General features: G+C 63.4%; 8 protein-coding genes. 2 read left to right on the top strand and 6 right to left on the bottom strand.

Annotated elements, in window-relative coordinates; translation table 11 throughout:
- Positions 1-64 precede the first annotated feature (64 nt).
- The 3 genes from ACFWO3_RS16270 to ACFWO3_RS16260 form a co-directional block, all read right to left on the bottom strand.
- Complete coding sequence (locus ACFWO3_RS16270; RefSeq protein WP_378579514.1) at positions 65-10,264, bottom strand: neuraminidase-like domain-containing protein; 10,200 nt, start codon at positions 10,262-10,264, stop codon at positions 65-67.
- Between the two features lies 1 nt (position 10,265).
- A complete protein-coding gene (locus tag ACFWO3_RS16265; protein ID WP_378579512.1) occupies positions 10,266-11,312 on the bottom strand; it encodes a hypothetical protein in 1,047 nt (348 codons plus the stop codon).
- 616 nt (positions 11,313-11,928) lie between these two features.
- Positions 11,929-13,170, bottom strand: a complete 1,242-nt coding sequence (locus ACFWO3_RS16260; protein WP_378579510.1) for an aspartate aminotransferase family protein — start codon at positions 13,168-13,170, stop codon at positions 11,929-11,931.
- Between the two features lie 99 nt (positions 13,171-13,269).
- Here ACFWO3_RS16260 and ACFWO3_RS16255 point away from each other — a divergent pair, with 99 nt between their 5' ends.
- On the top strand, positions 13,270-14,718 hold the full coding sequence (locus tag ACFWO3_RS16255; RefSeq protein ID WP_378579531.1) for an NAD-dependent succinate-semialdehyde dehydrogenase: 1,449 nt from the start codon (positions 13,270-13,272) through the stop codon (positions 14,716-14,718).
- A complete protein-coding gene (locus tag ACFWO3_RS16250) occupies positions 14,715-15,773 on the top strand; it encodes a tartrate dehydrogenase (protein WP_378579508.1) in 1,059 nt (352 codons plus the stop codon). The genes ACFWO3_RS16255 and ACFWO3_RS16250 overlap by 4 nt, the downstream gene beginning before the upstream one ends.
- On the opposite strand, the gene hsaB is transcribed toward ACFWO3_RS16250, so the two are convergent.
- From hsaB to hsaD, 3 genes are read right to left on the bottom strand one after another with little or no spacing between them, the layout of a single operon-like run.
- Positions 15,774-16,349: a 3-hydroxy-9,10-secoandrosta-1,3,5(10)-triene-9,17-dione monooxygenase reductase subunit gene (gene hsaB, locus ACFWO3_RS16245; protein WP_378579506.1), complete on the bottom strand. Its 576-nt coding sequence runs from the start codon at positions 16,347-16,349 to the stop codon at positions 15,774-15,776.
- Positions 16,349-17,248, bottom strand: coding sequence for an iron-dependent extradiol dioxygenase HsaC (hsaC, locus tag ACFWO3_RS16240; protein ID WP_378579503.1), 900 nt, complete (start codon positions 17,246-17,248; stop codon positions 16,349-16,351). The genes hsaB and hsaC overlap by 1 nt, the downstream gene beginning before the upstream one ends.
- On the bottom strand, positions 17,249-18,136 hold the full coding sequence (gene hsaD / locus ACFWO3_RS16235; RefSeq protein ID WP_378579501.1) for a 4,5:9,10-diseco-3-hydroxy-5,9,17-trioxoandrosta-1(10),2-diene-4-oate hydrolase: 888 nt from the start codon (positions 18,134-18,136) through the stop codon (positions 17,249-17,251).
- Positions 18,137-18,142 lie beyond the last annotated feature (6 nt).

Below are 18,142 nucleotides of genomic sequence, written 5' to 3'. Positions count from 1 at the left end.
GCGGTCTGAGCACGCTGCGGGCCGCGCTGAACACCATCACCGGCTGCCAACCATGCCTGTCGGATCAGCCGACCTTATAGTGGACTAGTAGTAGGAGGTCCTCCACCTCATCCGGATTAGTCGCAAGTCCCGTGAAGTCGGGCGCTGTGTTGTGCTTGAGCTTCATCGTCATCGGTCCGTCGACGTCGAGTTCCTCAAGATCGACTCCCGCGTCGGTGGTTCGAATCGACGCTCGCCGTAAGCCGCCGTACTGCGCGGTGGGCGGCATCTGGATCATTTCGGACGTGATCTCGTCGCCATCACTGTTCGTGTACGCCAGGACGAGGTGGTAGTCGCCCGCCGTGCGGCAGCGGGCCAGCGCGTCGATTCTCGTCACGGCGATGTCGCGTGTGTGTGCGAGGAACGGGAAACGAGCCTTGCCGACGACGAAGCCGAGCCGCTGTTCCCCGGCGGCCACTGGGTGGAGGAACCGGCTCCACTCCGACGGGAACTCGTGACGCATGCTGAGCATCTGCACGAATGGCTGTTCCGTTGCGTCGGTGCTGTTCTCGATCCACCCCCTGAGATACTCGTTGGCCTTCTCGGTGAACAGGCCGCCCTCGTCCCGTGCGGTGTAACCGATGTGCAGGATCACGTCGGCGATCGTGGCGTAGTCGAATGTGCGCAAGTTGGCGTCGGTCGAGAGCTCGAGTTTCCACGTGCTGATCGCGCCGGCCCGCTCGAACGGTAGGTAACGGTCGTCCCGAAAATTCAGCTCGAACAGCCCCGCATCGTTCTGTGCCGTGCTCGTTGCGATCGCAGTCACCGGGACGTAACCGGTACGGAAACGGTCGTCGTCGATGGGGAGGCCGTCGTCGTGTTCACGCTCGTACCCGCCCGCGCTGTTCATCGTGGTTTTCACTCGAACAGTGTGGTTGAGCAGGCGCAGGGTGCAACCGAGCGACGTGTACGGCCCCGCCACGCACGGGATCGTCAGGCGAACAGATGCGATTCGCCGGAAGTAGTGGCCGCGGAAGTCCAGGTCGAAGAGTTCCTCTGGCACTGAGAAGTAGCAACTCCCAGTCTCGCGAAGTTGGATGAGCGCGTCGGGATCGACCATGGTGAGCGAGACGTGCTTCGTGAGTTCGAGCTCACGCCGGTTCTCCTCGAGGAAGGTCTTCTCGAGCTGTCGGAGGGCTAGCTGCAATCGTTCCCCGGCGACGAGCCCTTGGCGCGCGTTCTCCCAGTATCCGTACTGGATGAATCCACTCGACTCGAGACCGACCTCGTACTGATACGCCTTCTCGGCCTTCTTCGCCAGGTCGTAGGCGAGGTTGTAGCTCTGCTTGTAGATCCCGAGGAGCTGCTCCCTCATCCATTGGTAGAGCTCCTGGTTGGTGAACTTGTTCTGCAGGAACACCTCCACCGCCTTGGTGTTTTCGATCTGCTGCCGGTGCAGTTCGAGTTCCTTCTGTGCGACCTGGAGCTGGATGTCAGCGGACGTGATCTGCTTGTCGATTTGGATGATCTCCTTGGAAGCGACGTTCGCCTGGAGTGTCCATTCCTGCTCGCGCCGGATATAACCCGCATTCGTCTGAGCCATTGCAGCGGAGTGGGTGTAGAAGCTGCCGACGAACTCGAATCCGCTTGCTGCGGCGTTGAGCGCATTCCCCAGCTGCGTGCCTCCGAACCTTACGGTGGCGCCGACGCCTAACGGCGTTCCATCCGCCGACACCGTCGGAATGATATGAGCCGTTGCGGCAAGGAGGTGCATCGCTTGAGCGGCGATCTGCCAGCCGCGCGCCGTGCCAAGGTCGTCCAGTTCCTGCTTTTCTCTTTTGATCAATTTCACCCCCGACTCTTCTGAGTCGACCAGCGCCGTGTCCACGTCGGTCTGGACCTCGGCGATCAGTGTGTCGGCAGGGAGCTGGCTGTCTTCCGTGAGGGCGGTGGGCAGGCTCGGCTCCGCCGGGACGCGGACTCCGTCGTTGCCGAGCAGGCCCAGATAGTGCTGGAGGCGGAACTCGGCCGCGTCACGAGACGTGAGCAGCCCGTCCCGCCGCGCCTTCGCGTCCAGCACCTGCCGTTCGCGCACTTGGGTAGCGAGCTCGAGAATCTGCACCTCATGTGATGCGCGAAGGCGAGAGAGCTCCTCACCGTCTCGTTTCTCGAGCGCGGCCAGGAGCGCCGCACCGAGGGCCTTCACATCGTTGCAGAACTCGTTGGCCCTCTGGATCAGAAACGAGAAGCGGTGGATGGGCGGTGGGCTGCTCAGCTCGGCCAGGATGCTGCCGAGGCTGAGCCCGCGTGACATCGCTGCGACGATTGCGCCGGGGTCGATCGGCGGCGCGAACAGCGCGAGGCGCCGCTCGACGCCCTCGATGTTCTGGCAATGCCGAATCTTGTAGAGGCGATCCGCCACGGTGTCCCACTGCTCGAGCAGCTTGTCATTGGTCGGGATACAGAAGTAGAGCGCCGGCCCGACACCGAGCAGACTAGACCCAGGAGGCGACTTTTTACCGACCGACACCTCGCTCGCATAGGGGAAGAGGTTCTCGAGTGCTACCAATGCATTGGAAAAGTCGTCGAGCTTGGGCTGTAATGTCGCGAACGACTGCGGTGCGACTTCACCTCGTTTCGGAACCACCTGCGGGCGCGGCCCCAGGACATGGCCAGCGATGACGTATAACTGTAATGCCTCATTCACGCTTTCCATCGTGTCCTGCCGAAACAGGGAATCGCCCCATGCGACCAGGTTCTCGACGTACTTGAGGACGACGTTTTTCATGTACGCCAGCGGTCGATTCGATGCGACGAGGTGCGGGTCGAATGGGTTGTCGCGCCACTCTTTGATCGTCGCGTTCTCCACGTCAGGGGCGGGGTTGTCGTTCGGTCCGAGGCTTCGGAACCAGTCTTCGAGATTGTCCGCCGTCGTTGTCTTGAATGGCAGCACCTTCCAGTAGCGGGATACCTTCGATTCACCCTCATCGGGGGGCGCGTCTGTTGTCGGGTCGAAGATGAAGTGGAACCAGCGCATCGACTCTTCGTACATGCCGTTCCGGCTCAGGCGCGTCGCGATGTAGAGGGGTGCATGAAAGAAGAGCTCCCAGTTGTAGCTACTGTTCGCGCCGTGTGGGTCGAAGCAGACGTTCGCCTTGTAATAGGTTCCTGCCGGTAAATCCGACAGCTTCTGAACCAGTCCATGGGTGAAGTTGGGGTGGTAGATCGATTCGAACGTCGCACCCTCGTCGGACGGGATCGTAGTGTCGGCCGCGAGAAGGCCGGCGAGCCCATCCCGGTTCAGCCGCTCGACGTATTCGCTCGAGGCTGGGTGATGGAATGTGTGGAACTCGAGTCCTGTGGCTTGGCGCGTCCCCATATCAGGCAAGCTGAGCCCGCTCTGGATTCGGTGACCGCCGAACGCAGCTGGGAGCGTGGCGATCGCCGCCTTTCGTGCCGTCCTCGGCACGATGGTCGTGCGGTCTTTTCGCTGGCCGGTCAGCCCGAACCGCCACGGGTTTTGGTGGTCCGGAAGCCGGATCCATGTGATGATGGGCGGGATTTCGACTGGTCGGATGAAGTATGTCCGCTCTTTGTCGCGGAAGAACATCGGGTCATCGAGCGTGATGTCGGCCCATTCCATCGTGTCGACGGGGAGCAGTTCGTAGTTGGTACTAGTCGCGAGGTAACGGAGGCCTTGGAGTTCGAGGGGCGCGAAATTGGTCGTTGTCGTGTAGGAGCGCTTGTTGAACTTGTACCGGTAGGTCGTCTCCGGGAAATCTGATCGGGCCGAAAACAACAGTTCGTCGTGATTCCACGCCCTGACGGGCGCGGTGATGTCGGCGAGCCGGAACTCGCCGCGGTAGGCGATCGGTTGGCGGTCGAAGGTGACCCTGATCGTGAGCTCGTGCTTATCTGAGATCGCGGGGGTGAATAGCAGGTCTTTCTCGGCGCGGGAGTCAGTCGAATACATCCCGGGTGTTGCTGCGTGCCGCCCGTAACCGTCGCCCTCGGGGTTCTGAGTAACGATCTCCTTCGACACCTGTTTAGGCGACCACTTCCCGTCGATTCGCTCGCCCCAGGCGAGGCGCAGCTCCCAATGCTTCCGCGGCGCGAGTTTTGACATACGTTGCTCTGCAACCTCTTCCGCAGATTGCATCCCAGTTCCAGGCGGTTCTTGGACCTCGCGGAACTCGGGCCAGAACAGAAAGAGTCGTCCTTTCCAGACGACCGGGACGAGGTGCACACCGCTGTCATCGCCGGCCTCGATGCAGCGTACGTCGAGCGATACCTTCTCCCACGCGCTCCACTTGCGGTGCTCGTTCCAGCGCCTGTAATAGAACTTGTATGGAGCGTTGTGCGTGCGCGCGAAGACATGGAGGAGGCTACCGTCCTTTGTGTCCTCGCGGTGCATGCCGCAGACGTCGAGGTTGGCGACCTCGTTCAGCCCGGTCAGGTAACCGCGGAACGCCTCTTCGACGGTGCGATCGGTGATGTCATTGTGGACGAGGTGCGACTCGAGCGCCCGGAAGAGTTCGCTTCGGTCGCGCCGCCACTCCGGGTCGAGCCAATTCTCCGGGTAGAGAAATGTCTTCCGGTTGGCCTCCCACACTCGATAGGCCTTCATCCATTGCCATCGGTCCTTGTCGATTGCTTCAGGGGAGACGCCCCGTCCGTCTTCGTCGGTCTTGTTGCGCTCAAGGTTGAGCAGGCACCGGTTTACGAACATTTGCACCGATGCGTTCGCCTGGACGATCCGCGAGGTGTCCATGCATGCGCCCATCTGCACATCGATCAGCAAGTACTCAAAGAGCCCGTCAGCGTCGTGTGCCCCCCATTCCTTGACCTCGGGACGGGTCAGCAGATAGGCGACGAGCGCGTCCCGCTGGTGTCCGCGGAGCCGGTCGCTCAGCTCCGGCGCGAGCTTCAGCCAGTCGTCGTCGTCGTACTTCGCCTTGACGGTGGCCCTCATCAGCTGGGCGGTTGTGGCAAGTTTGCCGAAGTCGATAGCCGGTGCGCCCCAGTCGGTGATTGTCGCGGCAGAGAAGCCGGTTTTCTGGATGATCCGAGCTACGGCGAGCAGACGCACGAGCGCGATCTCGTTGGCGAAGTCGAATACGGCGAGGCCGAAATGCGTGTCGACGAGGTAGTCGATGGCGGATGCATCCCAGGCGGTCGACCTGTGGAGTAGCTCCTTGAGCTCGTTGAGCGGGGGGACCGGGTCCTCGCGCGTCGCGGCGGCGAAGACGTCCGTGAGCCGCGCGTGAGCCTGTGGGACCGTGTCGCGGAGCGACGTGTATTTCGCGAGGCGCTGCCAGTGGTCGGCGGACGGCGCGGACAGCTCGAGCCCGTCGAAGTCGGCGGCATGGTTGATCAGGTATGCGAGCTCTGTTTCGTCGATCTCGAACCCAGCGACGAGCTTGGCAGCGCGGTCGTAGACGGTCGCACGGGCGACGAACCGGTCGATAGCCGCTGCCGGTCTGGCGATCGCCGATCCGATGACCTCTAGGGCGGTGGTCGGCGTCTTCCAGCGCAGCTGGATCGCCGCCTCGGCGGACCGGTTCGCGTAGTCGAGCTGCACCTTGCGCAAGCGGCTAGCTTCGAGCCGCACCCGCACCTCCCATGAGGTCCGTACGTCCCCCGGCGGCTTCTCCAGCACGTTCGCGTCGGCGATATGAAGTTGGAACTGCTCGTCTGCGTCCTGGACGTCGACAACGAGGGTGAACTCGCCTGTTGCAGGTGCGGTGAGATACGCCTGCCAGCGCACGCTGAATTCGGCAGGGACCGGCGCGCCCGGACCGCCTGCACCCCAATCGAAGTCGACCTCCTCGTCGACGTGCTCCAGTGCTGCAGTCCCCCATGTGAGGTCGCTGTAGTAGGTCGCCGAGAACCCCTCGGCGAGGAGCTCGTCGACGAGTCCGTCTGCATCGCTGTCGACCAGGAGCGCGGTGATCCCCTCTGGTGCGCCGATGAGGGTGGCCAGCTGTGCGATCAGCGCTTCCCGCCGAAGCCGCCGTTTGAGCAATGGGACGAAACGCTCGTATACATATCGGTGGCGCTCGGCGAGCGTGGAGGCGGGGTTCTGGGCCGGGCGGTTCAAAAGCACCGCGTGGGCGTTGTCCAGGTGAGTCAGGAATCCGTCCAGGTGAGTGGCCAGGAAGGACGCGGGGGCGAGATGGATCTCGTCAACTGCTGCTTGGAACGCGGCGTTGGCGCCAGGGAGCGCCTTAACGGTCGCCTGCTCTTCGGCGGACATCAGGCCCGTCGCGACGAGTCGGCCAGTCGCCTTCGTGTATGTAATCTTCTCGGCGAGCGGCGCCGGGATTGTGACAGTGAGGTTCTCCTCGGTGATGGTCTCGAATTGGGCTGTGCCGTCGAGGATCTGCGTGAAACGCGCGACGATGTCGGGTTGGAAGGTGAGTAGCAGCTTCGCCGTCAGTACCTCGACCGTCACCGGCGCCGCCGGCACGTCTGGGTGGCTTTGATCGATCGCCGCGAATGCCTGGTGGACGGCCCACGCGGTCGCCCTCGCCTTCTCCGGGTCAAGAACAAGCCGGGCATCGGCGGGCGAGGTCCCGCGCAGGATGTACTCGAGCACGTTCGTCTTGAACCCGGTGTGCTTGACCTGATCGGCAAGTTCGGCGAACGCGAGCGTCTCGCTCGGTGCGATGTCGACCCACTGTCCCTGATCGATGTCCCAGTTCGAGAATGGGGTCGCGCCGAACAAGTCGACGAGCGTGCAGAGCTCCGTGGGGCGGAGCTTGAGTGCCCGCGCCAGCACGGCGAAGCGGTAGATCGTGCTCAGGTTGGGCAGGTTCAGGGCGTCGTTCGTGAGATCGAGCTTGCGCCGAACGTTTCCTTCGATCACCTCGGCAACCCCGAGGATGGCGGCGAGATCGTCCTCGCGCAGGCGGAAGGCCGCGAGGATTACCGGAAGGTGGCCCCCGAGTTTCTTGCCCATGTCGATCAGGTATTCCCCGTGAGGGGTCGGCTCGAACGCGTCGTCGATCCGTCGGAGCGCCTTGTTGAGGAAGAGCTTCGCGTAGAGCGACTTGTCGCCGAGTGTGTCGATGTGGCCCCACAAAACGGCGAGCAGCGCGGGCGCAAGCTTGAGTGTGGTCCCCAAATGCGTCGCGGACTCTAGTTGTTTGATGGTATCTGGGGTGATGTCGTCGGCGCCGAGACCGCCGAGGACAACATCCGTGTCGCGCAGGGTCCACTTGAGCCTGCGCTGAAGCCGGACGAAGCGGTGAATCCGCGACCAGGTTGGTTCGGTCACGCCCGAGGTGTCCCGCGCCTCGTAGATGCTCTCGATCGTGCGCAGGCGTGTCGTGTCGAGAGCGCACTTTGACTGCGGCTCATAGAGAGTGATCACCTGGCGCACGTCAGAGAGGTTCTCGGCGATCCACCGCCCGAACTGGGCGGGCGTGATATGTGTTCCCTCGGCGGCGTTGAACGCCCTGAGCGCGGCGGTAACGGCCGGATCGGTCGCCGGGTCGCGGGTGCCGGCCTCGATCTGCTCCAGACGGGTGTATAGCACCGTCGACGGGATCGTCGCGTGCTTGACGATCCGTTCCAGGAAGGCGAGTGCGTCCCGGTGGGGGTTCACGAATCGGGTCGAGATCAGTTCGACGAGCTCGGGGTAGCTGAGCCCGGATCGGGCCAGTAGTTCCCGCACCGACGCCAGCTGCTCAAGTTCGGCGGTAGCGGCGTAGCCGTAGTAGACGTGGACGGCGGTGCCGTCGTCGGTCCCGTCGAAAGACTTGGCGGCGATGGCGCGATATTCCTCCTCGGACATCCGAAGTGACTCGGCGGCGAGCGCAGCGGCGGTGGAGGAGTCCGGTGCAGGGTTCGTCGCCTGCATGACCTCGTAACGGGTGACGCCCAGGTGGTCGCCGTACGTGCGGATCACGTCGAGCGGTTGGTGATAGGGCAGTGAGAACGGATATTTGGCGTCCTTGAGCTTCAGGTACGCGTCGATGTCGAAGTGCTGCGGGCTGGCGCGCAGCTCATCCGCCGTTGCGTCGCCGGTGTTGTGCCCTTGGTAACCGTGGAGGGAGCTAGCCGATGTGTACCACTCCATTACTTCGTTCGCGAGATCGACGTAGGGGATGATGGTGTTGGTGTTCTCACAGCTGAGTTGCAGGTGCAATAGGTCGGGTCGGCGCCCTGCGAGCATGTCGAGGGGCGTCTTGCCGTCGTTGTTCGGCGCGGCGCGCCACAGGAAGCGGAGCAGGTCAACGAGGTAGGCGGCCGGACTGTAAACGGAGCGGCAGTGCTGGCATTCGCACAGGTCTGGGCTGCCGAAAAGGTCCTGCCAGTTCGCGACGTGCCTCGTGAGTACAGTAAGTGCGGCGCCGCGCTCGGCTGTCCCCATCGCGGTAGCAGGCGCTTCGGCTCGCGCGACCTCGAGGAGGCGGCTGGCGGCAAACTCGGCCCGGGCAGCAATGTGCGCGGCGCGCGCGTGGGTTGCGGACGCCACGTCTTCCCCTCCGAGCGACACCGCCTGAGTCTTGATGAATGTGTTCTGCGGGATGTTCGCTATCGAGTGTGCGGACTGGAGCCCCTGCTGGAGCAGTTTCAGCATCACGTCTGGGGTGACACTCACCTGGAAGACGCGTTGCAGCGTCAGGAGTTCCCTCGTCATCTCCGCATGCCGCGCGCCGGCGTGCTCGCGAATCTCCGCCTTGAAGTCGTCGACACGTGAGGTCGCGAAGTTGAACCCGTCGGTCTGGGTCAGGAAGTCGGCAATCGGCCCCGAAAGCTCCTCAGGCAGCGGCAGGCGGTGTTGCTCCACCATTTTGGCGATCCGCCGCGTCGGAAATGCCGCATCGAGGGTGGCACGTAGCGCCGTCGCGTAGGCCCGGACCCGCTCGCTGTCACTTCCCGTATCGTCGGGAGCGAAGGTCTCCGGGACGCCTGCCTTTTCGACGGCCCCGATCCAGTCCTCGTCCTCGAACCCCATTAGGTCATGGATCGAGTCGAGCTTCCGCTCGACCAAGATTTCGCGCACGAGCGGCTGGTGCACGCCGGTCAGAGCCGTCAGCTGTTGCGTGAGGAGCAGACGGGAAATGAGCTGCGGCGACTGCGCGAACTCCGGCTGGTTTGTCAGATGCTCGGTCCAGAATGCGCGAAAGTCGCTTCCCTCGAATGTGCTCAATGCCAGCAGGAACGACGTGCGCTGCGACTCCTGCGGAAGCGCGGTCGCAAGCATCTCCAGGAGCGGACCCGTGGGGTCGCCCGGCGTGCCGGACAGGACCTCCCTTATCGCCCGAGCACGAAGGGCGCGCAGGAAGGCGGCGACCTCCTGTTCGGAGACGGCTGCGATGATTCCTGAGGCGACAGCGCTGTCGAGGGCCACCAAGAGTTCCGGTTCCCGGCGGCTGTAAAGCGTGGCCCAGTCGAGGGGGATGCCCACCCTGGCGAGGCCGTAGAGAAGCGCGTGCGACAGCACCTCTGTGCCCCCTCGGAGCCGCTCGGCGCGTGCCGCGACGCGGAGGTGGCCACCGTCGACATCGAGTTCCTTGGCGGTGAAGGTGACCTGGTCGGCGGAGCCGGCAATATCGGCCAGTGCCAACGCGCTTTCGTTCAGAAAGGCGGTGAGAGCGGCCATTAGCTCTTGGTACTCGGTGCGACCGTCAACGGCGGCCATCGTAACGTCGAGCCCATCGCACAGCCCCGTGCCGGAATAGTCGTCGGAGTCCACCATCCGCGAACGCCCGACGATCTGCGCATCCGTTGCAACGTCGTCGACACAGTCGACGGCGTAGACGACGACGTCGGCCGCCTTCCGCTCGGACCGACGGTATTGCCAGTCATAAAACGTGAGTTCGTACGCACCTCGCACGTCGGAGGTGGTCTCGCCCAGAAACTCGAAGGCCCCCGCCATTGCCATCTCACCGATAGTCTGGACCGTCTCGTAGACAGCGACACCACGTAGATCAATGTCGAAGGCGAGCAGGCGCTGCCGCCGCTGTACCACCCCGTCGGGCCCCCGAACGGCACCCCGTACGGTGAAAGCACGGCTCGCAACTGTAAGGCCACGGTCGCGAAGTTCAGACGCGATCGCCACGCAGGTGATGTCGTCGACGAGCATCGACTCGTCGACGACGACGTTTAGGCGCCGCTGTAGCTCACGTACCTTGTCGAGGGTGTCGCTTCCAGCGGTCCGCTCCGCGACGTCCCCTTGCGCCGCCGGTAACCCGAGGACGTCAAGAACCTTGTGTAGCAATGTGACGGGGAATGCCGCCGCTTCGAGCGCGATGGGTTCGATAATCGCCTTCACGTCATCCTCCAATAAGCGCTTGTAAGCTCAGGATTAAGGTCTGCGGCTTTCCAGCCCTCGAATCGATTCGAAGACACGCACCTGTTTGGCTGACCTCCGGTCTACCAACGGCTGGTGCAAGCTGGCGTCGAGCGAAGCAGCGAGAATCTCCTTGAACGACGACACGCCGACCATCGCGGGTCCATCCAGCAACCAGTTCGCAGCCAACTGCTGAAATTGCTGCACGACCTCCGGAATGCTGGCCTCCACACTCGCCGGTATGACGCCTTGATAGATGGCCCGTCGCCATACGCTGTCGACGGTCTTCATGTCCGTTCGATAGATCGCTGACTCGTTTGCAGGCAGGCCTGACCGGAACAGCGCATAGAAATAGGCCGGTTCGATTCTGACGCCTGCCCGACTGGGCTCGCCTGCTGAAATTGTCGGCCGAGGCTGCCAGCGCCACAGCGCGGGCATCCCAGCCGGACTTGTTCGCCAGGTATGGGATGTCCTCGCGGTCGTCCTGTTCCTGGAGCTCACCAAGGATGCCCTTGTGACAAACGGCAATGTCGGCAAGCAGGGTTTCGTACTCCGACTGCAAGGTGGCCGAGGCGGTCTCGTCCAGGAGAACATTCAGTGTCTCCGTGGTCGACGCGTTGTAGCGGACCGCAGAGGCCGAAAGGAACCGTTCGCCGGAAAAGACCCGCACCAGCAGGTCTGGCATGTCATTGCCGCACCCTTTAAGCGTCTCAGCACGAAATTCTGCTGCATAGTTTCCACGCGGGTCCGTCGACACTTCAGCAAGGAACGTATCGCCGCCGACAGACTTGTCCACAATCGTGACGCGAAGATCGCCCATCGAAGGACTGGTCCGGCTAGCGACGCGGCCGGTGATTCGATACAAATCAGCCTCGCCAGGCGGTGGAGGTTCCGTATCGGTCGACGCGCCCCCGGAGAGGGCGCCAAACAGGATTGCCAGGAGCCCTGCGAGCACCGCGCCAACCAAGCCCAGAGTCAGCAAGACGAGCCAATCGAATCCGCGCCAAACGTTCAGCAGAGTCACGGCCACGACACACAGTGCAACCAGGAAAACACTCCAGATTAGGGCCGTGCTTTGCCTAAACGGCCAGAAGCGATCCGTCATTCGACTACCCTTCGGCGACCTGCGTTGGGTGCGCTTTGCGCGGGCTTAACGACCTTCGCGCGCCCTCCGGAGGAATGCAGTGCGCAGATTCCGATTCTGACCGCAAGGATCGTTCTGGAATGTTGACGATGCAGCTCTCCCGCGATGCAAACGTCTTCTGAACCGTCGAACGGCCGGTGCATCTCCCCAGTCCTGAGAGTGCGTTCACCTGCTCCGTCCGTTGTGATGCCCGTTCCCCCATGCGCACCCCCGCCTCCACACGCTGACGCTTCCGCGCCGATTCGAGACCCGTCACAGACATGCCGGGTTGCCTCTGCTCGTCGCCGGCAGTATCGACAATCGTCATGACGCTGTCCTCGCACATGTGCGCACAGGCTGTGCTGCGACTACCAGTCTGCTAGCCCCCGGGTAGCTCAGTCATGCGTAGTCCGCTACTCGAATTTCGAGATCCCGATCCGCTGATCGCATCATTAATGGGTGCATTCGCGCCACACGCGAGCGGCGCAACCTCCAACACCGAGCCCGCGGGCTCTGAATCCCATTACACCTCCTGCAGAACCTCCCCCCAGATCCCGAGGGCATCGTCCACCTGCTGCTCGGTGACGATGAGCGGCGGGATCATTCGCACCACGTTCATATGCGCGCCGCAAGTGAGCAGCAGCAGTCCCTTCTTCGCCGCGAGCTGTTGCGCCCCAGTGGCTCTCGGGCGATCCGCGACGCCATCAGAGGCGGTGAACTCGCTGCCGACCAGCAGCCCCAGTCCACGGACGTCGCCGATTCCGCCGTCCGCGAGCCGACGAGCACCCTCGAGCAGCTGCACCCCTCGAGCAGCGGCGTTGGCGACGAGGCCTTCCTTCTCGATCACCTCGAGGGTGGCCACGGCGGCTGCGCAGGAGACCGCGTTGCCGCCGTACGTGCCGCCCTGGGAACCGGGCCACGCCTTGGACATCAGCTCTTCTGATGCCGCAATGCCGGACAACGGGAAGCCACTGGCGAGGCCCTTGGCAATGGTGATGATGTCGGGTCGAACGTCGAAGTGCTGGTGCCCGAAGAACTTTCCGGTGCGCCCGAAGCCGGTCTGGATCTCGTCCATCACCAGCAGGATTCCGTGACGGTCGGCGCGCTCGCGGAGTCCTTGAAAGAAGCGGGTGTTGCCCGGCACGTATCCACCCTCGCCAAGTACCGGTTCGACGACGAACGCGGCGGTTTCCTCCGGTGAGGTGAGCGTGGCGAAAATGTAGTCGAGTTCCTGCAGTGCGAAATCGGTTGCCTGCTCCTCGGTCCACCCGTAGCGGTAGGGATTGGGGAACGGCGCGACGTGGACGCCGCCCATCAGCGGGCTGAAGCCGGCGGAGAACCTGGTCCCGGAAGTTGTCATCGTCGCGGTGGCGACGGTGCGCCCGTGGAAGCCGCCGTGGAAGACGATCACGTTCGGCCGCCCGGTAGCCTGCCGTGAGAGCCGCAATGACGCCTCGACTGCCTCGCTACCGGAGTTCGCGAAGAACACCGAGTCCAGCCCCTCGGGCAGCACCTCGCCGAGTTTGTCGACGAGTTCGAGCAGCGGCTTGTGCATCACCGTCGTGTATTGGCCGTGAATCAGCGATCCGACCTGCTTCTGCGCCGCCTCCACTACGTGCGGATGGCAATGCCCGGTACTCGTGACGCCGATGCCGGCAGTGAAGTCGAGGTAGCGGCGTCCGTCGGTGCCGTGGAGGTAGCAGCCCTCTCCATGATCGACGGTGACGGGTGTTGCTTGCGCGAGACGTGGAGACAGCCGAGTCACGATAGGTCCTCCGAACGCATTGTCAGATTGTCAACAATATGCATAACATGGAGCCCGGCAGATGGCAATGGAAAACGGGGAGTGAGCATGAGCGCAGCGATCACCGAAGACCAAGCAATCCAATCGGTCCGAACCGGGCTGTTCATCGGAGGCAAGTGGCGCGATACCGCCCAGACCATGCCCGTCCACGACCCCTCCACCGGCGAGGTGCTGTGTTCGGTCGCCGATGCCTCCCCTGCCGAGGCGGCCGAAGCCTTGGACGCCGCCGCAGCAGCGCAGGCGTCCTGGGCAGCCACCACTCCCCGTGAACGCGCAACCGTCCTATCGAATGCGCACCGCCTTCTGCTCGAGAACACCGAGCGGCTCGCCCTCGTCATGACCCTCGAAATGGGCAAGCCGCTGAAGGAATCCCGCGGCGAGATCGCCTACGCTGCCGAGTTCTTTCGCTGGTTCGCAGAGGAAGCCGTTCGCATCGACGGCGGCTACACAACCGCACCGGCCGGAGGTTCACGATTTCTGGTCACCCGGCAACCCGTCGGACCATGCCTGCTGATCACGCCCTGGAACTTCCCGATGGCGATGGGCACCCGAAAGATCGGGCCCGCTATTGCAGCAGGGTGCACCTCGGTGATCAAGCCTGCCTCGCTGACCCCGCTCTCGACCCTCGCGCTCGCGGACATTCTCGTCGAGGCCGGACTTCCCGACGGAGTGGTCAACGTGGTCACCACCTCTCACTCGGACGAGGTCATGGCGCCGCTGATCCGCGATCCACGTTCGCGCAAGCTTTCGTTCACCGGCTCCACCGGCGTCGGCAAACACCTCCTCAGCCTGTGCTCCGAGACAGTAATGCGCACGTCGATGGAACTGGGCGGCAACGCCCCGTTCGTGGTGTTCGACGACGCCAACATCGACGACGCCGTTGACGGCGCGATGCTCGCGAAGATGCGCAACATCGGACAGGCCTGCACGGCGGCGAACCGCATCTTGGTCCACTCCGCAGTCGCGCAAGAGTTCACCCGCAAACTCACCGATCGAATGAAGGCGCTGCCCCTCGGCCGCGGAACCGAGGACGGGGTGGTCGTCGGACCACTCGTCAACGAGTCGGCTGTCAGGAAGGTGGAAGAATTGGTCACCGACGCGGTCAATCGCGGTGCCGTGGTGGTGACCGGCGGTACCGCGCTCGACCGGCCGGGAAACTACTATCCCGCAACCGTGCTGACGGGCGTTCCTGACGACGCGGACATGCGTGACACCGAGATCTTCGGACCGGTAGCCGCGATCAGTACGTTCGAGACCGAGGCAGAAGCTGTCGAACGCGCCAACGACACCCAGTTCGGCCTGGTCGCTTACGTATACACCGAAAATCTACGGCGCGGTTTGCGAGTGTGCGAAGCGCTCGAATCAGGCATGGTCGGACTCAACCAGGGCGTCGTCTCCAACCCCGCCGCACCCTTCGGCGGGGTCAAAGAGTCCGGCCTCGGACGTGAAGGCGGAACTACCGGAATCGACGAGTTCCTCGATATCAAGTACATCGGAGTGGCCCTATGAGGACGTATCGGATCGCCACTATTCCCGGTGATGGCATCGGCGTGGACGTGACCGAGGAAGCCGTGCGGGTCCTGGACGCAGCTGCTCAGGGGTTCCGAATCGAATGGACCGAATTCGATTGGTCCTGTGAGCAATACCTGAGCACCGGGGCCATGATGCCGTCGGACGGCGCCGTACAGCTCGCCGAGTTCGACGCCATTCTTCTGGGAGCGGTCGGCTTCCCCGGTGTGCCCGATCATGTGTCGTTGTGGGGATTGCTCATTCCGCTGCGGCGCGCGTTCGGTCTCTACGTCAATCTTCGCCCGGTGCGTCTGCTGCCCGGTACCGAATCCGCGCTGTCGAATCGCACGGCGGACGACCTCGACATGCTGATCGTCCGGGAGAACTCCGAAGGCGAGTACTCCGAAATCGGTGGCACTCACAACCCGGGCCGACCGGACGAGTTCGTTCTCCAAGAGTCCGTTTTCACCCGGGTGGGATGTGAACGGATCATCCGGCACGCTTTCGAACGAGCCGGGGGGCGCCAGAAGAAGGTCTGCTCGGCCACCAAGTCCAACGGCTTGATTCATTCGATGCCCTACTGGGACACAGTGTTCGACGAGATCGCTACCGAATACCCAGATATCGAAACCCGGCAGATGCATGTCGACGCACTGGCCGCCGAGATCGTCCTGCATCCGGACCGCCTCGACGTCATCGTGGGCTCGAACCTCTTCGGAGACATACTCTCCGATCTCGCGGCCGCCGTCACCGGCGGACTCGGACTGGCACCGTCCGGCAACATCAACCCGGAGAAGACCGGACCGTCGATGTTCGAGGCAGTCCACGGCAGTGCTCCCGATATCGCGGGCAAGGGCATCGCGAACCCGGTCGCCCAGATCCTGGCCGGCGCAATGATGCTCGAACACCTCGGAGAACACGACACCGCCGCCGCGATCGACACCGCGGTGTGCGAGGTGTTGGAGAAGGGCGAAACACTCACCCCGGACCTCGGTGGCAGCGCGACCACGAGCGAACTCGGAAGTGCGATCGCACAGCGCGCTGCCAACCGATAGTCAGAGCCAGGTGTCCTCGGTCGTGGTCGTCAAGAACGCCTCGAGGTCGTCGCGCCATTGCGCCGGCACCGTCTTGTCGGGCTCGATACCGGTGTATTGCCCGCGGTAGAACAGCAACGGGCGCTCTTCCTTGATCTCCCCCAACGACGACACCCGGCCGAACACCACCCAATGGTCGCCGCCGTCGTGCACGGACTCCACCGTGCAGTCGATGTGCGCGAGTGATCCGTCAAAGATGGGCGAGCCGAGCGGCGATGGCGTCCAGTCGATTCCCGCGAACTTGTCCGGTTCACGTGATCCGAATCGTGCACACGTCGACTGCTGTTCTTCGGCAAGCACATTGACACAGAACGTGCCCGAACGCTCGATCGCCGCCCACGAACGTGACTGCTTGGTGGGGCAGAACAACACCAACGGCGGATCCAACGACAACGCCGCGAACGACTGGCAGGCAAAGCCCACCGGCTCGCCGTCGTCGACCGTGGTAATGATGGTGACGCCGGTACAGAACTGCCCCAGTACGGCGCGGAACTGCTTTCCGTCGATTGCCTGCGCTGTCGCTGCTTCCTCGGCCATTACTTCATTCCCACCGTGAAGTCGTGACCCCACAGGCTGACGGCCGTGCTCTCGCGGGCGATCCACTCCTCGTCCTCGACCTGCAGTCCTTCGCAACCGAATTCGATGTCGAAGCCGCCCGGCGTCTTCATGTAGAACGAAAGCATCTTGTCGTTGACGTGCCGGCCGAGTGTGGCGGACATCTTGACCTTCTTGCGCAACGCACGATCGAGGGCGAGACCGACATCGTCGGAGTTCTCCACCTCGACCATGAGGTGAACGATGCCCGTGGGATTGGGCAACGGCAGGAACGCGAGACTGTGGTGACGCGGGTTGCACCCGAGGAACCGCAACCAGGCCGGCTCCCCGTCTGCGGGACGCCCCACCATCTGCGGCGGCATACGCATGGAGTCGCGCAACTTGAATCCGAGCACGTCACGGTAGAAGCGCAGCGAGGCTTCGTCGTCGTCCGTGGTGAGGACGACGTGACCCAGTCCCTGCTCCCCCGTGACGAACCGGTGACCGTACGGGCTGACGATCCGGCGATGCTGGAGCGCCGCACCGTGGAACACCTCGAGCGTGTTACCCGATGTGTCCTCGAAGACGATCAGTTCCACAACGCGGCGGTCCTTCAACTGCTCGGCCGTTCCCTCCTTGAAGGGCACGCCGGCAGCGGACAACCTGTCCCGAACCTCTTGGAGCTCTTCCGCGTTCGCCGTCTCGAAGCCCGATACGGACAATCGATCCTTTTCCCCCGGGAAGATCACCAGACGCGCCGGAAAATCGTCCATGCGCAGGTACAGGGATTCCGGATCCTCGCCCTTGCCCTCGACCATGCCGAGGACCTTGAGCCCGTACTCGCGCCAGGCGGCCATGTCGGTTGCCTCGATGCGCATGTAACCGAGCGAACGAATACCCATCTACTTGCCTCCCTCTTGTAGGAAGTCGGCGGCGATTCGGTTGAACTCGTCGAACTTCTCGAGCTGAGCCCAGTGCCCGCAGCCACCGAACACGTGCAGCTGTGCGCGCGGGATGAGCTTGAGAGCGACGAGAGCGCCGTCGAGCGGATTGACCCGGTCCTCGCGACCCCAGATGAGAAGCACCCGCTGCCGCAGCTTGTACGCATCGCGCCAGAGCATGCCGAGTTCGAAGTCCGCACTGGAGAACGACTTGCCCATCGCCTTGGCGGCTGCCAGCGACTCGGGCGTGCTAGCTGCCGCGAACCGCTCGTCGATGAGCTCGGGTGTGATGAGCGACTGGTCGTAGACCATCACCCGCAGGAACGCCTCGAGCTTTTCCTTGGTGGGCCCCTCCGGCGGCGCACTGAACTTACCGAGGTTCTTGACGCCTTCCGTGGGATCAGGCGCGAACAGGTTGATACTCAGGCCACCCGGACCCATCAGCACGAGCCTTCCTGCCCGGTCCGGGTAGTCCAGCGCGAATCGCACCGCAGCGCCGCCACCGAGGGAGTTGCCCAGCAAGTGCACTCGACCCTCGATGCCGAGAGTGTCGAGCAGATCCTTGAGGGCCGAGGCACTGTGCACGAAGTACTGCGGGTGCTCGGTCGGCTTGTCCGACTGCCCGTATCCGGGCTGGTCCACAGCAATGACGTGGAACTTCTGCGCAAGAACGGGAATGTTCTTGGCAAAGTTCGACCACGACGACGCACCGGGTCCCCCGCCGTGCAGCAGCACGATCGTGGTGTCGTTGCCGACTCCGGCCTCGTGGTAGTGCAACTTCAGATCGGGCCGTACCTGCGCGAACTTGGAGGTGGACTCGAACGTGAGTGCTTCTTCGGTCGTCGTCACCTGTTC

This window comes from Rhodococcus sp. NPDC058521 (assembly GCF_042719695.1).
Lineage (GTDB): Bacteria > Actinomycetota > Actinomycetes > Mycobacteriales > Mycobacteriaceae > Rhodococcus_F.
The sequence above is the reverse complement of the archived record's forward strand: the minus strand, read 5'-3'. Positions and strand labels throughout refer to the sequence as shown.